General features: G+C 55.2%; 18 protein-coding genes, 1 tRNA gene and 1 riboswitch. Of the genes, 8 read left to right on the top strand and 11 right to left on the bottom strand.

Going from position 1 to position 18,955, the window contains the following annotated elements; all coding sequences use genetic code 11:
• Nucleotides 1-169 precede the first annotated feature (169 nt).
• The 4 genes from Poly59_RS20550 to Poly59_RS20535 all read left to right on the top strand — a co-directional run bounded on the left by Poly59_RS20550 (nt 170) and on the right by Poly59_RS20535 (nt 4,922).
• The gene (locus Poly59_RS20550; protein WP_146535939.1) at nt 170-1,843 is read left to right on the top strand and encodes an RNA polymerase sigma factor RpoD/SigA; all 1,674 of its coding nucleotides are present in this window, start codon (nt 170-172) and stop codon (nt 1,841-1,843) included.
• Nucleotides 1,844-2,033: 190 nt separating this feature from the next.
• Nucleotides 2,034-2,109, top strand: a tRNA-His gene (locus Poly59_RS20545).
• A 410-nt stretch (nt 2,110-2,519) separates the two neighbouring features.
• Complete coding sequence (locus tag Poly59_RS20540; RefSeq protein WP_246151800.1) at nt 2,520-3,476, top strand: alpha/beta hydrolase; 957 nt, start codon at nt 2,520-2,522, stop codon at nt 3,474-3,476.
• A 135-nt stretch (nt 3,477-3,611) separates the two neighbouring features.
• Nucleotides 3,612-4,922, top strand: coding sequence for a M20 metallopeptidase family protein (locus tag Poly59_RS20535; protein ID WP_146535937.1), 1,311 nt, complete (start codon nt 3,612-3,614; stop codon nt 4,920-4,922).
• A gap of 27 nt (nt 4,923-4,949) precedes the next feature.
• On the opposite strand, the gene trhA is transcribed toward Poly59_RS20535, so the two are convergent.
• From trhA to Poly59_RS20515, 5 genes are read right to left on the bottom strand one after another with little or no spacing between them, the layout of a single operon-like run.
• Nucleotides 4,950-5,630 carry a PAQR family membrane homeostasis protein TrhA gene (gene trhA, locus Poly59_RS20530; protein WP_186776412.1) on the bottom strand — a complete coding sequence of 227 codons (681 nt, stop codon included), beginning with the start codon at nt 5,628-5,630 and terminating at the stop codon, nt 4,950-4,952.
• Nucleotides 5,627-6,550 carry an alpha/beta hydrolase gene (locus tag Poly59_RS20525; protein ID WP_222436144.1) on the bottom strand — a complete coding sequence of 308 codons (924 nt, stop codon included), beginning with the start codon at nt 6,548-6,550 and terminating at the stop codon, nt 5,627-5,629. The genes trhA and Poly59_RS20525 overlap by 4 nt, the downstream gene beginning before the upstream one ends.
• Nucleotides 6,550-6,675, bottom strand: coding sequence for a hypothetical protein (locus tag Poly59_RS30445; RefSeq protein ID WP_261343512.1), 126 nt, complete (start codon nt 6,673-6,675; stop codon nt 6,550-6,552). The genes Poly59_RS20525 and Poly59_RS30445 overlap by 1 nt, the downstream gene beginning before the upstream one ends.
• A gap of 10 nt (nt 6,676-6,685) precedes the next feature.
• Complete coding sequence (locus tag Poly59_RS20520; protein ID WP_146535934.1) at nt 6,686-7,348, bottom strand: MIP/aquaporin family protein; 663 nt, start codon at nt 7,346-7,348, stop codon at nt 6,686-6,688.
• A 57-nt stretch (nt 7,349-7,405) separates the two neighbouring features.
• Complete coding sequence (locus tag Poly59_RS20515) at nt 7,406-7,936, bottom strand: NUDIX hydrolase (protein ID WP_146535933.1); 531 nt, start codon at nt 7,934-7,936, stop codon at nt 7,406-7,408.
• Nucleotides 7,937-8,081: 145 nt separating this feature from the next.
• On the opposite strand from Poly59_RS20515, the gene truB reads away from it, so the two are divergent.
• Complete coding sequence (gene truB / locus Poly59_RS20510; protein WP_261343511.1) at nt 8,082-8,987, top strand: tRNA pseudouridine(55) synthase TruB; 906 nt, start codon at nt 8,082-8,084, stop codon at nt 8,985-8,987.
• A gap of 32 nt (nt 8,988-9,019) precedes the next feature.
• Here truB and Poly59_RS20505 read toward each other — a convergent pair whose 3' ends face one another.
• The 3 genes from Poly59_RS20505 to Poly59_RS20495 are packed head-to-tail and all read right to left on the bottom strand — an operon-like array spanning nt 9,020 to nt 12,580.
• Nucleotides 9,020-9,796 (bottom strand): glycerophosphodiester phosphodiesterase, encoded by a 777-nt coding sequence (locus tag Poly59_RS20505; protein WP_146535931.1) that lies wholly within the window; start codon nt 9,794-9,796, stop codon nt 9,020-9,022.
• 59 nt (nt 9,797-9,855) lie between these two features.
• A complete protein-coding gene (locus Poly59_RS20500) occupies nt 9,856-10,743 on the bottom strand; it encodes a lipase family protein (protein WP_146535930.1) in 888 nt (295 codons plus the stop codon).
• A 31-nt stretch (nt 10,744-10,774) separates the two neighbouring features.
• Nucleotides 10,775-12,580 carry a beta-propeller fold lactonase family protein gene (locus Poly59_RS20495; protein ID WP_186776411.1) on the bottom strand — a complete coding sequence of 602 codons (1,806 nt, stop codon included), beginning with the start codon at nt 12,578-12,580 and terminating at the stop codon, nt 10,775-10,777.
• Nucleotides 12,581-12,929: 349 nt separating this feature from the next.
• Between Poly59_RS20495 and Poly59_RS20490 the strand changes: the two genes are divergently transcribed.
• From Poly59_RS20490 to Poly59_RS20480, 3 genes are all read left to right on the top strand, one after another.
• Nucleotides 12,930-13,526, top strand: a complete 597-nt coding sequence (locus Poly59_RS20490; RefSeq protein WP_146535928.1) for a hypothetical protein — start codon at nt 12,930-12,932, stop codon at nt 13,524-13,526.
• A 183-nt stretch (nt 13,527-13,709) separates the two neighbouring features.
• Nucleotides 13,710-14,012: a P-II family nitrogen regulator gene (locus tag Poly59_RS20485; protein ID WP_146535927.1), complete on the top strand. Its 303-nt coding sequence runs from the start codon at nt 13,710-13,712 to the stop codon at nt 14,010-14,012.
• 7 nt (nt 14,013-14,019) lie between these two features.
• The gene (locus Poly59_RS20480) at nt 14,020-14,508 is read left to right on the top strand and encodes a hypothetical protein (RefSeq protein ID WP_146535926.1); all 489 of its coding nucleotides are present in this window, start codon (nt 14,020-14,022) and stop codon (nt 14,506-14,508) included.
• A gap of 47 nt (nt 14,509-14,555) precedes the next feature.
• Here the strand turns inward: Poly59_RS20480 and Poly59_RS20475 are convergent, their stop codons facing one another.
• The 3 genes from Poly59_RS20475 to Poly59_RS20465 form a co-directional block, all read right to left on the bottom strand.
• Nucleotides 14,556-15,479, bottom strand: coding sequence for a DUF4465 domain-containing protein (locus tag Poly59_RS20475; protein ID WP_146535925.1), 924 nt, complete (start codon nt 15,477-15,479; stop codon nt 14,556-14,558).
• 41 nt (nt 15,480-15,520) lie between these two features.
• Entirely contained in the window at nt 15,521-16,327 is an 807-nt protein-coding gene (locus Poly59_RS20470) for a DUF1559 domain-containing protein (protein ID WP_146535924.1), read from the bottom strand.
• Nucleotides 16,328-16,475: 148 nt separating this feature from the next.
• Nucleotides 16,476-16,705, bottom strand: a riboswitch (cobalamin riboswitch).
• 130 nt (nt 16,706-16,835) lie between these two features.
• Nucleotides 16,836-18,809, bottom strand: coding sequence for an ABC transporter ATP-binding protein (locus tag Poly59_RS20465; RefSeq protein WP_246151799.1), 1,974 nt, complete (start codon nt 18,807-18,809; stop codon nt 16,836-16,838).
• Between the last annotated feature and the right edge of the window lie 146 nt (nt 18,810-18,955).

Below are 18,955 nucleotides of genomic sequence, written 5' to 3'. Positions count from 1 at the left end.
TTCAGGACTGAGACGAATTGACGGCCATCGGGGTCGCCAATCGTCGTGAATCACCACCACGACAGACGTTGTTTTTTAGCAACATCATTGTGTGGTCAATTCACAACGCACGAGGGGTCGGCGTTTACGGTAACTATTCACGCAACCTCTTTGCACCAAACGACTTGCCATGATATATGCCCTACTCTCTTGGAGCGATGGCACCGCTCCTGCTTGGTCTCTCTCGAACCAAACTGATCGTTATGACCTGGGGACCGAGGAACCGCTCGTGGGTAAAAAATTTATTAGCCGCAGTCTGCAAGATGACGCGTTCGACGCTGACGAATCTGTCAGCCGACGGAATCGGGTGATGGGCCAAGAATTGGCTGATTCCTTGGACGACGACTCTCTGACTGATGACGTTCCTCGCCGTCGCGACGAAATGATGTCCGACCCGACCGAGGATCCTGTCCGCATGTATTTGATGCAGATGGGGCAGATTCCATTGCTGACCCGCGAGCAAGAAGTCTCGGCTGCGAAGCAAATCGAAAAGACTCGTGTCCGCTATCGCCAAACGATGATGGCGACCGACTTCATGCTGCAGGGTGCGTTGAAGTTGCTGGAACAGGTTCGCGACAAGACGCTGCGATTGGACCGCACAATCGAAGTCAGTGTGACCAACGCGCCAGAAAAGAAAGCGATCATGTTGCGGATCATCCCTAACGTTCGCACGATTCAGCACTTATTGTCGCTTAACCGAGCCGACTACATGACCGCGATCAATCGTAAGATGCCCATTCGCCAGCGTCGGGCCGCATGGAAGAACCTGGTCATTCGTCGCAACAAAGCGGTTCGTTTGATCGAAGAAATGAACTTGCGAACCAACAAGCTGCAACCGTTGTTTGAAAAGCTTCGCCGTGCCAACGAACGCATGACCGAAATTCGCACACAACTGAGTGATGCTCAGGCAATGTCGGTGCCGGGCACGCAGACGGCTGCCGAACTGAAGAGCGAGCTGACGTACCTGATGCGTTTGACCTTTGAAACGCCTGCCACACTGTCGCGCCGGATCAAACGATGCGACGCGTACCGCGACGACTATGACGCCGCGAAGCGAGTTTTATCGGCTGGAAACTTGCGTTTGGTCGTTTCAATCGCCAAGAAATATCGTAACCGCGGCTTGTCGTTCTTGGACTTGATCCAAGAAGGCAACACCGGCCTGATGCGTGCGGTTGATAAATTCGAACACGCTCGCGGTTACAAGTTCAGCACGTATGCAACGTGGTGGATTCGTCAAGCGATCACTCGCGCCATCGCCGACCAGAGCCGGACGATCCGCGTGCCTGTTCATATGATCGACACGATGAACAAGGTTCGCCAAATCACGCGTGAACTTGTCCAAGAAAACGGACGCGAACCAACTCCCGAAGAAGTCTGTGCTCGCAGTGGTTTGTCGATCGACGACACAAGAATCATCTTGAAGATGAGTCGCCAACCTTTGTCGCTTGACCAACCGATCGGCGATCACGAAGAAAGCGTCTTCGGCGAGTTCTTAGAAGATCACCGCGACGTCGATCCGTTGATGGAAACGAATCGCGAAGCTCTGAAGACTCAGATCGACCGAGCGATGGAAACGCTGAATTATCGCGAACGCGAAATCTTGCGTCTCCGTTACGGACTGGCTGACGGCTACACGTACACGCTCGAGGAAGTCGGCCGGATTTTCCAGGTCACTCGCGAACGAGTTCGCCAAATCGAAAGCAAAGCCGTTCGCAAACTGCAACAACCATATCGTGCCAAGTCGCTGGTCAGCTTCCTGGACGGTGCCGAATTGCAGATTCTTGAAGGCAGCGAGGCGGTCTAAAGCCGGCAAACGCCGTATTCCTGGCTAACGCGATGCGACGAAAACACGTCCATCGCAGCGTTATTGCGGGTTTTCTCGGCCCAATCGATCCAATCGAATCCTTGGCTCAACCAGGTGCAAGATTCGATCTTTCTGGGCCGGGCCAGGAGTTGACTGAACCGACACCGGTGCGTAATCTTTACCAAATCACGGTGGTTGTAGCTCAGTTGGTTAGAGCGTCGGTTTGTGGTACCGAATGTCGCGGGTTCGAGTCCCGTCTTCCACCCTATCTTTTGGCTGGTTTTTACCTGCCGCGACGCTAGCTAGCGTTTCCATGCCCCGACGATTCGGTTCTGGCGAGTCAATCTTGTAGTCCAAATCGTGAGCCAGATTGGAAATTGATCAGTCGCGAGCGATCTGGGCAATCGCATCTCGAGCATTCGGACGACGGAATTCTGGCGATTCCCATTGCGGATATCCTGCAAGACGGTAAACCGTTGAAGCGAACTGAACCCGAGTGGACAGACTTGTTGAAGTATCGTCTGTTTGACCGGTGATGGTGCCCCATCTAACCTAAAAGAAGTCTAAACTTTAGGCAGCAAGGCGAGGTTTGATGCCTTGTTTGCTGATCTTAGAAAAAGATTCTTGCCGGCGAATGTGAATACGTTGCTGGGCAAACTCAAAATAGGACACTTGAATGCGATCGATGGCGGCAACTTTGAAAACGGAAAATGCCCAAGTCCAGTCACGCCGAATCTTTAGCGGACTTGTTTTCTTGGCGGCCATCGCGGTCGCAGTGGTAGCGTCAGCTCAACCTGCGGCGAAGCCGAAAACGAAAGCGGATGCCAAATTAAAACCGCGGCCGGTGACGCTGAAGACTAAAGACGGCATCAACCTGCGCGCGTTCTATTTTCCATCAGCAAAGGGCAAAGAAGCGATCACCGTGATGGTTGTTCACGAGTGGGAAGGATCAGCGAGCCCGTACTATAAATTGGCAATGGAGCTTCGCGGTGCGGGATGTGCCGTGCTAGTCCCTGACTATCGCGGGCACGGCGGCAGCACCGAATACGTGGCGGCTGGAAAAACACAATCGTTTAACGTTCCGCAGATGGGCAAGTTCGACATCCAGAACATCATTTTACGAGACCTCGAAACCGCGAAGGGTTTCTTAAAAGATGAGAACGACGAAGAAAACCTGAACCTCAATGCGATGGTTGTCATCGGGATCCGGGAAGGATGCGTGATGGCGGCTCACTGGGCAGCGCGAGATTGGAGCTTCCCCAGCATCGGCAGCAAGAAACAAGGGCAAGACGTCAAAGCACTCGTGTTGATCTCGCCGGAAAAGCAGATCAAATCAATTTCGCTTGACCAGGGGCTTAATTCGCCGGCCATCATGCAGTTACCGATCATGGTCGTCGCTGGAAAAGAGAGTCCCGAAGCGGGAGAAGCCAACCGCATCATCAAACGAGTCGAAGGACTCAAGAAGCGGGCCGGCGGTGGCACGGTCAGCAAATTCGAAGGAAAAATGGTCGGAACGGCGTTGAGCGGCCCGTCGCTAGTGAACGACGTCAGCGAAGTGATCCCAGCGATCGTCAAGTTCTTGACCACCGAAGTTGATGCTGTCACTGACAATCCTTGGATCAAGCGAGACTGACGGCTTGCGAACGGTTTAGGTTCGCCGCGTTTCGGTAACCGTTGTTCGCTACGCTGAATATGGGTTTAATCAACGAACGGTTCGCAGCACCAGCAGCGACTTTTTCCCCCGTCATTTGCGAAGCCAGCTCCCTTGATGCGAACTCTCCTCTTTTCCGCTGCCCTAGCGGTCGCCGCTGTCTCGAATTCGGCATGGGCGCAGACGCCGATTGCAAAGCCAATTTCGGATTGGTTTGACACCCAGGGCCAAGACTTGTTTGGGATCTACTGCAACCTGCACCAAAACCCAGAACTGTCTTGGGACGAATCGGCAACTGCCGACTTGATGGCCGACCATTGGCGCCGCGAAGGGTTCGACGTCACGGCTCAGGTTGGGATCAAGGGAGTGGTAGGGATTCTGCGGAACGGCGACGGGCCCACTTTGATGCTTCGCTGCGACATGGACGCGTTGCCGGTAACCGAATTGACGCAGCTCGACTACGCGTCGACAAAGGACGTCTCGCTGCCGAGCGGCGTCTCCGCAGGTGTGATGCACGCTTGTGGCCATGACATTCACATGACCAACATGATCGCCGTCGCAAAGTACATGGCGACTCACCGGCAAGACTGGTCGGGAACGTTGATGGTGATCGCGCAGCCGGCCGAAGAAAAAGGCGAAGGCGCCCGAGCGATGATCGACGATGGGCTTTTTACAAATTTTCCCAAACCCGACTTCGCTGTTGCCTTGCATGTGTCGGGCGATACGCCGGCAGGTCAAGTCGGCGTGCTGGCCGGATTCACTCAGGCAAACGTCGATAGCGTCGACATTGACGTCAAGGGTCGCGGCGGCCACGGGGCTGCGCCCGAAACGACCATCGATCCGATCGTTCAAGCGGCCGACTTGGTAATGTCACTACAGACCATCGCGAGCCGCGAAATCAAACCCAGCGCCCCGGTCGTGATCACGGTAGGGGCGATCGCTGGCGGCACCAAACACAACATCATCGGTGACTCGTGCCACTTGCAGTTGACGGTACGAACTTATGGCGACGAAGTCCGAAAACAAGTGCTGGCAGCGATCACCCGCAAAGCGAATGCCGTTGCCGAAAGCTATGGTGCACCGTCACCGGAACTGCTGTTCAGTCAAGGGACACCGTCATTAGAAAACAACGCGGAACTGGCCGGTCGTTTGCGAGAGGTTTTCAAAGACGCCATCGGCGAGCAGAACGTGCTGGTGAGCGAACCGTCGATGGGCGGCGAAGACTTTAGCCGGTACGGCCGCGAAGGCGTCCCAATCTTGATGTACAAGCTTGGCAGTGTGACTCAATCGCGACTCGATCGATTTGCTGAACTGGAAGTGCCGCCGCCTTCCTTGCACAGCGGGCACTACTATCCGGATTTCGAACCAACCATGCGAACAGCGGTGGTGACGATGACCGCAGCCGCACTGCACTTGCTAAAGAAATGATCGGCGCACAGATTTCGTCACATCGAACTATGCCGCGACCACTTGCTTCCAAATCCCGTAGTAGTGGCACCCGGCGGCGGCCATCACGAACAGGTGCCAAACAGCGTGTAGATAGCGAATTCGAGAGTCGTTGATTAAGAACAATACGCCAAGTGTGTAAAGAACACCGCCGGCGACCATCCACCCCACCAATTCGCCTGGCACGTTACCGACCAGGGGAAGTGCAGGAAGCCAACCGAGCAACAGGTACGAAACAGTTCCGATCGAGTTGATTCGGTGGCGAACGGCGACTTTCATCAAAAATCCCGCTGCGGCGGCGACCCAGATCGCGATCAGCAAGCCGGTTCGCATGCTGTCGGGACAGAACATGAACACCATCGGTGTGTAGGTGCCCGAAATCATCGTGTAGATCATCGCTTGATCCCAAGCTCGCAGCTTGTCGAGCAGCGGTTGACGAAAGATGACGTGCGACAACGTTGAACAGAAAAACGTCCCAAACACCGACGTGATATATGCCAGACACGCGATCATCATTCCGGCACTGACCGTGGACGCTTCACGTATCAAAAAGAAGCCCAAAACCACGCTGCCAAATGCGGCCAGTCCGTGTGTCAGCGCGTTGGCCCATTCCTGGTCTGGCTTGATCGGCGCCGACGGCGATGGCTTTTTCGCCGCAGACGCTGGTTCATTTTGATGAGCATCTGTCACTGGGCGAGCCAACCTTTGCTTTTCATCCAAGTTTCGCAAAGACCACGCCATGCGTCCGTTGGCTGGCCAGCGATGCGTCCGCCGAATCCGTGTCCACCGCTGCCGAAGATGTGTAGCGAACCGTCGATACCATTATTCTTCAGCTCGCTGTAAAGCGTCACGCTACTCATCGGAGTGACGCGATCGTCCGATGCGTGTGCGAAAAACATCGCTGGTGATTCACTCGTGACTTTCACTTCGTCGATCAGTTCATTCGGCGCATCTTTTTTAACCAGCCATGCTGGGTAAACCAGAATCGAAAAGTCCGGTGTGCATTTCGCTTCGTCCGCGTCGTCAAACGGCTCGTAAAACCGCTGCGTTGCCAGCGACGCGCGAGCCGCCGCATTACCGCCAGCCGAAAAACCCATCACGCCAATCTGCGTTGCTTCAACACCTTCAATATTACCGCCGCGAATCAAGCTGATCGAACGCTGGACGTCTTGGACGGGGGCCAACCACGGTGCCTCGCTTCTACCGGTGGGAACGCGGTACTTCAACACCGCTGCCGTGACGCCGATCGACTGAAACCACTTTGCGATTTCGGTGCCTTCCAAGTCCCAGGCCAAAATCGAGTAACCGCCGCCGGGACAAACCACGACCACGGTGCCTGTGTCGTTCTTGATGGGCCGGTAGACATGCAACTGGGGCGTCGAAACATGCCCCAATCGAATCACGCGTTTACCCGCAACGTCGCGGCCGTTATCACCCGACGTGTCGTGTTCGGGCTCGGTCGGAGCGTCCCAAGTTGGCGGCTGGGCTGGCCAAACCGGCACAACTAAATCCGCATCCACAGCAACTGTTTCCGCTGCCGCAGGAGCCTGCCCGGTCACAGACGCGAGGCTGATCAGACAGGCCATTAAGAAAGCGCTTACTCGAAACATCATTTCAATTCTCCGGTTTTCAAAAACAATAGGCTGGTCGCGATGACGCTGCGATGCAAGGCGGCGCGGTTCGGTTTCATGCGTCGCGAGGCTTCGGCAATGACGAACATGGAACGAATCAGCATGGAAGGGACTCTATTTCTTGTGGATTGCGATCCGCAGCAGCCCACCGACAATCGCGCCCAAGATCGGTCCAACAATATAGACCCACAAGTCGGTCAGGTGCCCCGACGCCAGCGCCGGCCCGATACTTCGAGCCGGATTCATCGACGCAGCGGTCAGCGGGCCAGCAACAAAGGCCTCCATCGCAATGGTTGCCCCTACGGCAATTCCGGCAGTGATTGATTCTTCCTTGGCGCCAGTCGACACGCCCATGACGACGAACATCAAAATGGCCGTCATCATCGCTTCAACGGCCATTCCGGCCAGCGGCGATAGTCCAGCCTTCACTGTCGTCGCACCGAGCAACCCGTCATCGAGGCCCAACACCGACCGAATCGCAAGCGCGCCGGCCAAAGCCCCCAAGCATTGGGCGGGAACGTAACCAATCACGTCTTTCACCGGCAGCTTTCTGAAACAGGCAAACGCGATCGTGACGGCTGGGTTCATATGCGCGCCGCTGACGCTGCCGATCGCGTAGATCATCGTCAACACAATCAGCCCCCAAACGATCGCGACGCCAACGTGAGTCAAAGCCAAGGTACGCACATCGACTGCGATCGCGCCACAACCGATCACCACCAGAAAAAACGTTCCTAAAAACTCAGACAGGCACCGAGTCGGCAAAGGAGTTTGCATTGACGGGATTCTCAAGGGTGGGACAGAGACGAATAAGCATCAGTCATTGAACAAATTTCAGCCATTGCCGCTGATCAGTGGCGAATACAAAAACGCGTAAAGCCCCACCAACGTTTTAGCATCGCGGATTCGGCCTTCACGAATGTACCGGAGCACATCGGAGCGCGAAGCCACGTGGTTTTCGATCTGCTCGACGGCTTCTCGAGCTGGATCACCGGCGGTCAAATCGGTTGCTAGGTACAGGTGCATCAGTTCGTCGCAGATCCCTGGTGCCGAATAAAACTCGTGCAGTTTGACCAACGATCCGGCGTGGTAGCCGGTTTCCTCGATCAATTCGCGAGCCGCGGTCGCCTCGGCCGGCTCATCCGGCTCGCGCGTCCCGGCCGGCAGTTCCAACAACGTTTCGTTGACTGTCGGCCGGCGGTTTTCGATCAGAACCACTGTGTCGGCATCCAATAACGGCAACAGCACGACCGCGCCGGGATGGCGAATGACTTCCCGGTGATAGGTCTTTCCGTCACTTCCGGTCAGTTCCATCTGGTGAATGTCGAACCGAGTGCCTTCAAAGACAAGTTTTTCGCTTTTCATTTTGAGTCCAAGTGGATCGGCCGGGGGGCGTTCCCCCAATGGGCAAGCTTAATCAGGGCGGGCTACTAGAAACGCTGATCTTTTGTAAAGCTATCCGGACCGTGCTGCCCCTAACACCCCGACCAATTCCCCCCTCGATAGTTTCTTGTTCGGATTCATCAATTGCTACAAACCGCCCGGCATGACGTCGCGCGATGCTGTGAACGTCGTTCAGCGACGATTAAAAAACCTTCGCACCGACGATGGATCTAAAGTGAAGGTCGGACACGCAGGGACTCTGGACCCGTTGGCCGAAGGCGTTTTGGTGATGGGAGTCGGTCGGGCCGTGCGGTTGGTGCCTTATGTCCAGCAACAACCGAAACACTACCGAGCAAAATTCCTGATCGGTCAATCGAGCGTTTCTGGCGACTTAGAGGACAAAGTTCAGATGCATCCGCGTCTGCCCGTCCCCTCTCGCAGCCAACTGGAAACCGCCGCCAAGACCTTGATCGGATCGATCCAGCAAACTCCGCCGGCCCATTCAGCCATCTGGATCGACGGCAAACGTGCGCACGAGCGAATTCGCGCCGGCGAAGAAGTCGAGATGCCGTCGCGAACCGTCGATATTCACTCGATCGAAATTTTGAACTATGCGTTCCCTGAAATCGAAATGGACATCGTCTGTGGCTCGGGCACCTACATTCGAACGCTCGGCTTGGACTTGGCGACTGCAGCCGGATCAACCGCAGTGATGGCCCATCTTCGACGCGATGGTGTCGGGCGTTTCTTGCACACCAAAGCCGTGTCGATCGAACGGTTGCGTGAGGATGATCTGGAACCGCTGCTGTTACCGCCATCGATGGCGGTTTCACACATGCCCCAGATCACGCTGACCGAGAACCAATCGACGCGACTGGGACACGGTTTGGAAATTGAAACGGGCGACGAAGCCGAAGGCGTCGACGAAGCAGCCGCGTTGACCGAAGACGGACAGATTCGCGGCATCGTGATTCGCAAGGGATACGCCTGGTACCCGAAACGAGTTTTTCCCGTTGACGATCAAGTCTACTGAGCTGTTCTACTGAACAACTCTGCGCAAACGCTCTACTCAGCGGTGCCCCGTAATGCCGGGCCAATCACGGCGGGAACGTTTGTCGTAATGCCGAAGGCACCAAGTTCATCGAAAAACTGAGCATCGCGGCCGTCGTCGATCGTCCAAACGTGAAATTCATTGCAGCCGCCGCCTTTCAAGCCAGCAACAAAATCGGCGTCGATGACGTCTCGGTTGCCCTGCATCCCAACTCCGTCCGCCTTGGATTGCTTAACGATGGTCGCGATATCGGGTGCTGACGGACGGTAAGCCGACACGGCAGTCGATCGCTTGAAACTGGTCAGCCAGTGGACTTTCAAGTCAGGCATTTGTTTCTTCAGCTCGGCCACCGTGGGTGCATCGAACGCGATCACAAGCCACTCGATCGGTTTGTCGCGATGCCGTTTGAGTGTCTCGACTAACTTGGGGATGATGCGCAGCGTCGACTTCAATTCAATCACCATCGTTTTGCCGTCCGGCACGGTCGCGATGACTTCGTCGAGTGTTGGAATCGGTTCGCCGGCAAAGGCAGCATCCTTCCAAGCACCGTACTCGAGCAAGCGAAGTTCTTGCAGCGTTGACGACTCGACAATCCGTTTTTCCCCCGCTGTTCGCTTGGTGTCTTTGTCGTGGATGCAAACAATTTGGTTGTCGGTGGTCAAATAGAAATCACCTTCGACGCCGTCGGCACCTTGTTCCCAAGCCAATCGGAATGCGGCCAGGGTATTTTCCGGCGCATCGTGCGAAGCACCCCGATGAGCAACAATTTTCGGAGCAGACGAAGGTTTCATAGCAACCACAGATGCCGAAAAACAACTGGCGGCCAAAACAACAAAAGCTAAACGCATGATCACGCGATTTCTCCATCGGTCAATCGTGACAGGTAATTGTTCATCAAATGGGACGGCATGCCCTTGGACAATTCGTTCCAGATCGCATCGGCGACCGCTGGATCCAACACCGAATCGATTCCTGCCGCAGTCGCACCCGACGTGGCCGCATTAGCGATCACCTCGGCGGCTTTGACAAGAGTCGACTTGCCGACCAGAACCTCGGTTTGGCAATGATTGTAGTCGTTGCTCAGCAGACTCATCATCGGCAACTTGGGCACCAAGTCACCCGCGTCGACATATCGAAAAATCTGATTCGGGAACTCGCGAGCAAACGCGTCGGCGGCAGCTTGATTGCCGATCATCGGCGCGCCGAACGTCACCACCTGATGAATCGGAATGAAATGACGATGCATCCGCCAAGCGCACAACAACGCCAATGCACCGCCGAGGCTGTGCCCGGTCACCCAGACCGGTCGTTCTTTTTGGCCAAAGACATCGTCGACTCGGTCGTAAAGCGAAGCCCAAATCTCGGCCAGCGCTTCCATAAAGCCGCGATGAAAACGGGCCCCTACACCGGCTGCGGCAAAGTCCGTTCCGATCCGGCCTTCGGGCACCACTAAAAAATTTCGAGCATTGGTCAACAGCCAATCCTTCACTCCATCGATCGACGTCGGGGACTGGGACCCACGGAACGCGACGACAATCGCTGCGTCGCTTTCGCCAACGAACGCCTGTGTATTATCGACGCTGACCATGATGCCGGTCAGACCGAGTTGGCGTCGAAACTGCTCGGCCGCCTCATCGGGACTCAGATACGCAAGCTCGCACGCGGTTGCCAAAAACCGAGCGTGCTGGCGAGTGTGTTTGCCCAACGAATCGAGCGGACAAGTAGAGAGAGGGTTCATAGGTTTCGGCAGCAAGTTGTCGTGGCAGAAATCACAGCGACTTCAGATACTCGACCAAGTCGGCGGCCTCGCTTTCAGAGAGCGGATCATTGCCGCTAACTTTATCGGGGCTATGTCGATCAGTCACGACTTCCATCAGACTTTTCGCTCGCCCATTGTGCAACCAGCGAACCTTTGCGTACGTCCCCAGCAACGAAGGCGTGTTGTATCCCTGGTAGTGGTCCGTTTGTGATCCCGTATCGACGTCGTGAATTTCACCGTCGGTAAACAGTTCGCCCGAGTGACAATCCAAACACGCCGCATTGCGACTCTCGAAAACCGATCGTCCACGCAAGGCGGATTCACTGAGGCTGCCGTCGGCATTGCGGAACGGATTGGGCGGATGCTGCAGCGTACCCAAAAAGGCAATCAAGGCCGCTTTGTCGCTCGGCTCCGGTGCACTCCCTTGCATCGACGAAACCACCGACCGGTGCATCGCGTCCGTCAAATCGGTTTGCCAACCATGCCACGTCCAAGGGTCTGTTCGTGTCACGTTCTGCAATGGCAATACAGTCTTGTACGACATCTCGGTGCCGTCGTTGAAGGTGTCCATCATTTTCGAATTCGTACCACCACCTTGGTGACAGGTTTGGCAGCTGTACCACTGATCCAGACTCCGCTCGGCATCGTAAAAAATTTCCATGCCGGTTCGGGCAAGAGTCTTTTCGGACGCGGCCCCCAAATCGATTTCGAAAACCACTTCACTCGAGTTGATGTCGACGACCTGCACCGAGTTTTTCAAATAGTTGGCAACAAAGACCGTGCGATCATCTTTTGCGATCGCCATTCCCATCGGCCGGCCACCGACCTCGATCCGATTGAATCGCTGCGGGTTGAATCGTAACTGAGGATCGATCAAATCGCCGGGACCGCCTTCGGCGATGAACGGCATGTCGTGCAGTCGGTATACCAACAACTCGTGAGTTCCCGACGACGATGCAACCAATCGTTCGTCGCCCGATGTCAAAACCAAGTCGTGGGAATCGGCGACCGCCAACCCCGGTTCGTCCAACGATGCCGCTTCACGATACGACGGGCCATCCAACCTGACGCGTCCCATCCGACTGGCCAACACCCAACCCAACTGAATGTTGCGTACGTTGATGGGATTGGTGCGATAAACCATCCAAGGAAAATACGCGTACGTTCCATCGGCTGACGTCAGCATCTGGCCCAAGTTGATGCCGCTCGATAGCGGTTCGGTGTAAAGAGTCTCGCCCGAGCGAACGTCAATGACGGCGATCTCGGACTGACCCGCAAGCCCAACTGCCAACCGAGTCCCGTCGTGATTGAGCGTCAAGTACCGCGGCCAGTTTCCGGTGGCGAACTTTCGCCGAACCGATCCGCTGACCAAGTCAACTTCGGCAATCTCGGCGGATGCCACCAATCCAACGTAGGCGGTTGATGAATCCGGTGACACGGCGATCCCGCAGGGGAGCTTGCCGATCGATACGGCCTTCTGCACGCGAAGTTTTTCCTGACCATCATCGATTCGCAGCACATGCATCGTCCCCGACCAATCGGAAGTCACCAAAACCAACTGTCCGTCGGGCGTGAACGTGATGTTGGCGGGATGGTCGCCGATCGCTATTTCGTCCACGAGCAATTGGTCGGCTACGCGGATCAGCGACGCCGAATTTGACGTTTCGTTGGCGGTGACGATCCATTTGCCGTCGAGCGAGATTGCCAAATCAACGGGCGAGCGGTCCCCTACAATGCTGGCAACTGGTGATCCGGCCTTAGGCGAAACAGCAATCGCTAACCCGGCCGAAAGAGTTCCGACGACGGTCGCAAACACAAGTGAGACATTTCTTACCAAAATTACGGTCCGCAATCCGGAAGCGTCCGCGCAACGATTCGCAAAGTGTCTGTACGTCATGGAAAGCATCATTTGAGGACTCTGGCATTGAGATAAACGATGTATTTCAAAGAAACCGCGTCGCGTTGCGGCGGATTGGTTTGCCGGATGAGCATTTCTTCCTAACATACCCGCGTCCGGCCAATCAGGCGAATCGACTAAGTTAGTCGAACCATGCTTTCCCAGGCCGGATCAAGTACAATCACGCGGCGATGTAATGAACAGACCGCAGACAGACAAAATTCTTTTGTCCGTCGGATTTTGCTACCTCCCTTTGAAGGAAGTCCCCGTGAAGAAGATGTTTTTGTTGAGCCTTGGATTGGTTGCTGCCTTGGCTACCTCAAGTTTGACCGGGTCGGTTTCGGCTGAAGAAACCGCCACTCACGACGAAGTCAAGAGCGGCCCCAAAGGCGGCGACTACTTGGGTCCTTTCACCGTGACTAAGATCGCGGGTGCTGAAGAAGATGGTGTCGCGGAAGGCAAGAAACTGTGCTATCGCTGCAAGAACGGAAGCCGACCACAAGTCGTGATCTTCACTCGCTCGACCGGTCCTGAGGTCGCAGCATTGGTTTCGAAGATCGACAGTGCGTTGGTCGAACATCAAAGCGAAAAACTGACTTGTTTCGTCAACGTGATGGCTGAAAACGCCGAAGAAGCTGCCGAGTCAGCCAAGAAGTTTGCCATGACGAGCAAGGTGAAGAACATCCCGTTTGTTGTCCCCAACGAATTCGAAAACGGCCCAGACGATTACGGAATCAACCCAAAAGCAGAAGTCACCGTGACCTTTGCAACCGACGGCAAGGTTGTCGCCAGCCACGGTTTTGCATCTGCTAAAGACGTCTGCTTGGACACTTGCATGGCTGACCTTGCTTCGCTTGTGAAGTAGAGCCGCGAAGTAATTTCGAACGAAAATCGTTCAATTTAGAACTCAGAAAAGCTCGACCGGAAACGGCCGGGCTTTTTTTATGCTTGGATGGCAGGTCTCGCCCGAGCCTGATCTGGCGTCTGCCACGACGGGCAAGTCTGCGCCGGGGCCTGACGCACGGGTGGTTTCTGATAATATGAGGGTATGAAACAAATCGTCACCATTGTCCGTCCTCATCTGGCCGAAAGGGTTCTCAAGAGCCTGCGGCTGGCACCAATCGAAGCGCTCAGCGTGACGGAAGTGAAAGGCTATGGACGCCAAAAGAGTTATCTCGATGAATACCAAGAAACCGAATACTCTCAGGCGTTCGTACCTAAAGTCGAAATCACGCTTTGGGTCGACGATGCGAGGTGTGACGAGATCCTAGAAAAGATTGTCACCGTCGCTCGCAGCGGCCGGATCGGTGACGGAAAAGTTTTTGTCTTGCCCGTCGGCGAATACTTGTAGGTGTGTGATGCAGTGGCCCGTTCTTCCCGACTACGGTTGCATTCCTCGTTGGCCAGTCGATGGTGACGCGTTCATCCACCCTGATGACGTAGCGATCGCGACTAAATGCTTTCCCAGCGAACGCGTGCTGCGGCGAGACCGTTTCGACGATGTCTACTACCATTACAGCTATGGCAAGATTCGCTTTCGACTGTTGCCTTGCATGTGGTTGAAGGTAAAGCCCGATGGAATCGATATCGGCGACGAAGTCGAAACAATCGGCGTCGGAATGGAACGCGAACTCTTCGTCGGTGTCGTCTGGGGCATGCACTATGTTCGACGCAAAGGACGAATTCTGTACCGATTGCGGCGAGGCGACAACGTGATCCCGCGACTCTATTCCGCTGATCAATTGAGATTGCTGACGGCCAAAGAAACCGTTCGTCCAGGCGAAATCGGACATCCGGAACCCAAATGGTCGGGCCAGGGCGAAACGATTTCGGGTCTGGATCTTTAGTCAGTCACGTAGCTGCTTTTAGGTGAAGCGTATTTCGACGACACGCTTCAAACACTCCGTTTGCGGCGGCGACGCATCGCGACCGCGCCACTGACCGAGACAAGTGCCAACCAAGTTGCCGGCTCGGGTACCGCGGCGACCGACAAGTTGTCGATCGCAAAATAAGATGGCGTGTTCGCCCCGAACGGGCCAATATCGGTTGACTCCAAAGACACCGAAAACGACTTTGCATTTCCGAGCGAACTGAGGTCGACATCAAGCCACTGGGACAAGACATAGTCATTACCACCAAACAGCAAAGCGTCCGGGTTGTCGGACTTATCATCACGGTAATCCGCCAAATAGCGAGTGACCGAACCGGTGTCGGCACCCAAGCCATCAAGCCCACTTTTACCGTTGAACGTGATTCGAAAAAAATCGTTCCCGTCGGGATCAAGTGAATATGTGCCAAACATGTCGCTGTAGCTCTCCTTGGATCCGAAGGCGCCCGTCACGAACTCTGTCATCCCGCTATTGCCGTCCGCGCCATCACGCATCGCCAGCGCCGCATAGGTCGTGTTGTTCAACCACAACGACCGAGCAACCGTACTGGTCGGTAAGTTGACGAATAGGTTGCCGCCTGAAGCAACGGCGTACTTGCCGCCGACATCAACCGTTCCATCAGAAGTTGCTCCGCCGCCTGCGAATGATGCGTATTGGTTTTGAAAACCCGTTGTCGTGCTGTTGGTAACGTTGGAATATGCCCATCCAGACCAGTAGCTATAGGTCGGCTCCCGAGTGAAGCTGTTGTTGAACGTTGCGCCACCAGACACCCATCCGTCGGTGTTCGTCACGCCCGTGTTACCGTTATAGAAGCTGCCTGGCGTGAGAGTCAGATCTTCAAAGTCAATTACCGTTTCGGCACTAGCGATTTGTGAAGTCAGCGCGACCGCGAATGTAATCGCAGCAGCGAGTCGAGTTAGTTTTTTCATGGTGTAGTCGTGGAAGTTTCAAATATCAAATGCCAACAGATTTAGAACGCGTCCGATGGAACAATTTCGTGTCCTGATCGTGTGATCAGAGAACCAAGAACCCGCTTGTCGATTGCTTCGTTGACGAATTGGACGTGACCGTCGATGTACAGCACCATCGCACCGCTGCCATGCAGGCTGCGAATTTCGTTGTCGCCGATCCATGCGTTCGAATCATTGATACCGTGCGACTGGACAAAGACATTGCGTCCGTTGATCCATTCGCTGTCCGGACCACCCACATCTTCGGCAATCGCCATGGTGTGGGAAAGTCCGTCGGTGATATCACGGAACCGGATCGCATGCTCGTACAGAAACAATCCGGTCGACGGATTTCGATCCATCAGCTTTTCGCCATACAGCCCACCATAGTCGGACTGCCCTCGCACGAGAGCTCGATCGAGGGCAGTCGGGCATTCGAACCCACTGATGCGGGTCGCCGCGGCGATTGCATTCTTAGGTGCGTCGAACGGCACGGAGAAATCGATTTGGTCATGAAGACTCTGCTGTTCGATGAACGGCAGCAGCATTGCTGACCAAGCGTACTGGCGAAACGTCGGCGGTGACTGGAAGCTTCGCCATTCGATGCATCCGGTCGGCAAGGTTCGATGGGCATTGTGATAGGCGTGCAGAGCCAATCCAATTTGTTTCAGATTGTTCTGGCACGACGACTTACGGGCCGCCTCGCGGGCCGCTTGCACGGCTGGCAACAGCAGCCCTACCAAGACACCCACGATCGCGATCACGACCAACAACTCGATCAACGTGAAAGCATCACGAATCGCTGGCAAGCGTCTTTTTCCGAACATCGATGCAGCCCTTCGAAATCACTTCGCGAAATCTGCAAAAGGGAATCAAAGCTTCGGCAGCGGACAGACGTAGCAACGAACGCATGGTTCAAACTTGACTGAGTTGCCGCAGAGACTTTGCAACGATCACCCCAATCCGAGAGGGCACGAAACCGTCTATTTCGTGGTAGGTCTTCTGACTTACTGCCGATCGACCTCCCCTGCCTTCTCGCTCGGATTCCCGAGCAATGGCCAATTCAAGAGATAGGTAAGTCGGTTTTGAATGTTTTCACATCCAAAGGCAGTTCACAGCGGCTGGACCGTCCCGGGATTTCACCGGAGTTCCCTGTTCACTTGCTCGGTAAAACCGGGCAAGTCACCACGAACACTGGCGATCTTACCGGTGATTCCGGCCGCGTCAAGCCTTCGATTCTGCGAGCCAAAAGGGATCGCGGGCGCAAAACAGGCAAGCGACGCTGACCAAGCCTGTCTTGCCAGCGAGCGTCTCTCGCCGGGCACGGTGGTACGCTCAGGCGGTTTTGCGGAACTCAGATCCGCAGAGGCTTTGGTAAAAACGGTTTCGTTCTACTAGATCTTTGTGCTGGCCGACGTCGGATACCACACCCGCTTCGATGACCACGATCCGGTCAGCGACCGCCAAAGTGGTCGGACGGTGGGTGATCATGACGCCTGTTCGATCGACCAAGAATTTGGCCAAAGCCTGATGAATCAGTTGCTCGGATTCCAAGTCGATCTGACTGGTTGCTTCATCCAAAATTAGGATGTCCGGGTCTCGCAAGAAGGCTCGTGCCAATGCGATCCGTTGCATTTGACCGCCCGACAATCGCATCCCGCCGCCGGTACCCAACATGGTTTGATAACCGTCCGGCATCTTGCGATGGATGAAGTCATCGGCGAACGCCATTTTGGCCGCGCGAACCACTGCGTGGGCATCGGCGCCGGGACAACCGTAGCGAATGTTGTTTTCAATCGTATCGTCGAACAAAACGGTGCGCTGAGTCACCAGGGCGATTCGTTTTCGAAGATCGCGAGTTCGCATCTGATTCAGCGGCACACCATCCATCGAAACAGTGCCCGACTGAGGATCGTCGAATCGGCAAAGCAAGTTCACAATCGTGCTCTTGCCGCTGCCGTTTGGCCCTACGACGGCAATCGTCTCGCCGTGGCGAATCGTCAAGTCGACACCGCGAAGCACGATCGGTCCCGATGGATACTGGTAGGCCACATTTTCGAAGGTGATCGCGCCGTGGGGACGTGCCGGCGATAACGGCGACGCGGGCTCTTTAACGCGGACCTCTTTGTCCATGATTGCGTAGACGCGGTCAGTCGCTGCGATGCCACGCTGCAAACCACTCCACACGTCGGACAATTTCCGGGCGGGATCCGAGGCACCGATCAACATGGCAAAGAACGTAAGTACTTCGCCAACGCTTAGCGGTACGTTGCTCATTCGAATGCCAAGCAAGTGTGTTTCTTGATTGACGACCAAGTAACCGCCAGCAAGGATCGCGAGCGTGACGGTGCAGATGCCCAGCAATTCGCTACTGCTGCGAGCGAGCGTGTTGTAGAACGCCATCTTCATCGACTTGCGATACAACGACTGGGTCGCCGTGTTGAACCGAGCTCGTTCAAAGCCCTGCGTCGTAAATGCTTTCACCACTCGGATGCCAGCGAATGAATCGTTCAGCATCCCGTACAACTGACTCATTTCTTCCATCAGTTTTCGGCTGGCGCGGCGAATCGCTTTGCTGAGGTAATTCATCACCAACGCAACTAGCGGTGTCACGACCATGACCAGCAATAGCAACCGCGGGCACACGTACAGGGCGCCGCATACACAAACCGCCATTTTCAACGGCTCGCGAATCACTCGTCCAAGCAACACCGTCAAACCGGCGGTCACATTCGAAATATCGTTTGTTAATCGGGCCGTCAGGTCGGCTGATCCATTTTCGCCAAACGAATCCAGATCCAAGTGCAACGCTTTGCGAAAAAACCCAGCGCGCATTTCCAGCGACGTTTTTTCGGATACGAACTGGACCAACATCAAGTTGATCGACAGCGCGGTTAACTTGACCATCGTGCCAATGACCAAGAACCCCATCACCAACAGCAGCGTTTGATACGGCCCGGTGGGCGCAAAACGGTCGATTGTCGGCTTTGCCATCGACAGATAATACACTCCGTCAGAAATCGCTTTTCGCTTGACCGCGCGGCTTTCTCGCTGGACTTGCAAACGGTTTTTTGCGTCGCCACTTGCCGCAATGATCTGTTGGTCCAGATCCAGGATCTCAACGTCTAGGTCGGCGACATTCTTGTCAGCCTCGGCGATTTTCTCGGCAGCATAGGCCGGGAAAGACTTGCCTTCAAAGACGACCTCGACGATCGGGTAGATCGCGCCGATATTGGCTCCCCAAAGGAGCGCCACCATCAACGAGGTTGCCAAAATGCCAGCCAGCGCCCAACGTCGTCGGGCAGCCATCGCTAGAACACGTCCAAAGTTTTTCATCCGCTCGCCTGATCCATTTAAAAAAGGGCAGGCCGTCTTGTACCGAAGCGATGAAAACGTAGCCACCCGAATTTACCGATTCGAAAAACCCGGGCGGGGTAAATTACGCAGCCTGGATA

The organism is Rubripirellula reticaptiva (assembly GCF_007860175.1).
GTDB classification, from domain to species: domain Bacteria; phylum Planctomycetota; class Planctomycetia; order Pirellulales; family Pirellulaceae; genus Rubripirellula; species Rubripirellula reticaptiva.
This window is presented reverse-complemented; position numbering and strand designations above follow the sequence as displayed.

Bases quoted from the DNA above. Each gene is read 5' to 3' on its own strand.
- Poly59_RS20550 (WP_146535939.1), top strand. From the start codon at position 170: ATGATATATGCCCTACTCTCTTGGAGCGATGGCACCGCTCCTGCTTGG.
- Poly59_RS20540 (WP_246151800.1), top strand. From the start codon at position 2,520: ATGCGATCGATGGCGGCAACTTTGAAAACGGAAAATGCCCAAGTCCAG.
- Poly59_RS20535 (WP_146535937.1), top strand. From the start codon at position 3,612: ATGCGAACTCTCCTCTTTTCCGCTGCCCTAGCGGTCGCCGCTGTCTCG.
- Poly59_RS20525 (WP_222436144.1), bottom strand. From the start codon at position 6,550: ATGTTTCGAGTAAGCGCTTTCTTAATGGCCTGTCTGATCAGCCTCGCG.
- Poly59_RS30445 (WP_261343512.1), bottom strand. From the start codon at position 6,675: ATGCTGATTCGTTCCATGTTCGTCATTGCCGAAGCCTCGCGACGCATG.
- Poly59_RS20520 (WP_146535934.1), bottom strand. From the start codon at position 7,348: ATGCAAACTCCTTTGCCGACTCGGTGCCTGTCTGAGTTTTTAGGAACG.
- Poly59_RS20515 (WP_146535933.1), bottom strand. From the start codon at position 7,936: ATGAAAAGCGAAAAACTTGTCTTTGAAGGCACTCGGTTCGACATTCAC.
- Poly59_RS20505 (WP_146535931.1), bottom strand. From the start codon at position 9,796: ATGAAACCTTCGTCTGCTCCGAAAATTGTTGCTCATCGGGGTGCTTCG.
- Poly59_RS20500 (WP_146535930.1), bottom strand. From the start codon at position 10,743: ATGAACCCTCTCTCTACTTGTCCGCTCGATTCGTTGGGCAAACACACT.
- Poly59_RS20485 (WP_146535927.1), top strand. From the start codon at position 13,710: ATGAAACAAATCGTCACCATTGTCCGTCCTCATCTGGCCGAAAGGGTT.
- Poly59_RS20480 (WP_146535926.1), top strand. From the start codon at position 14,020: ATGCAGTGGCCCGTTCTTCCCGACTACGGTTGCATTCCTCGTTGGCCA.
- Poly59_RS20475 (WP_146535925.1), bottom strand. From the start codon at position 15,479: ATGAAAAAACTAACTCGACTCGCTGCTGCGATTACATTCGCGGTCGCG.
- Poly59_RS20470 (WP_146535924.1), bottom strand. From the start codon at position 16,327: ATGTTCGGAAAAAGACGCTTGCCAGCGATTCGTGATGCTTTCACGTTG.
- Poly59_RS20465 (WP_246151799.1), bottom strand. From the start codon at position 18,809: ATGGCTGCCCGACGACGTTGGGCGCTGGCTGGCATTTTGGCAACCTCG.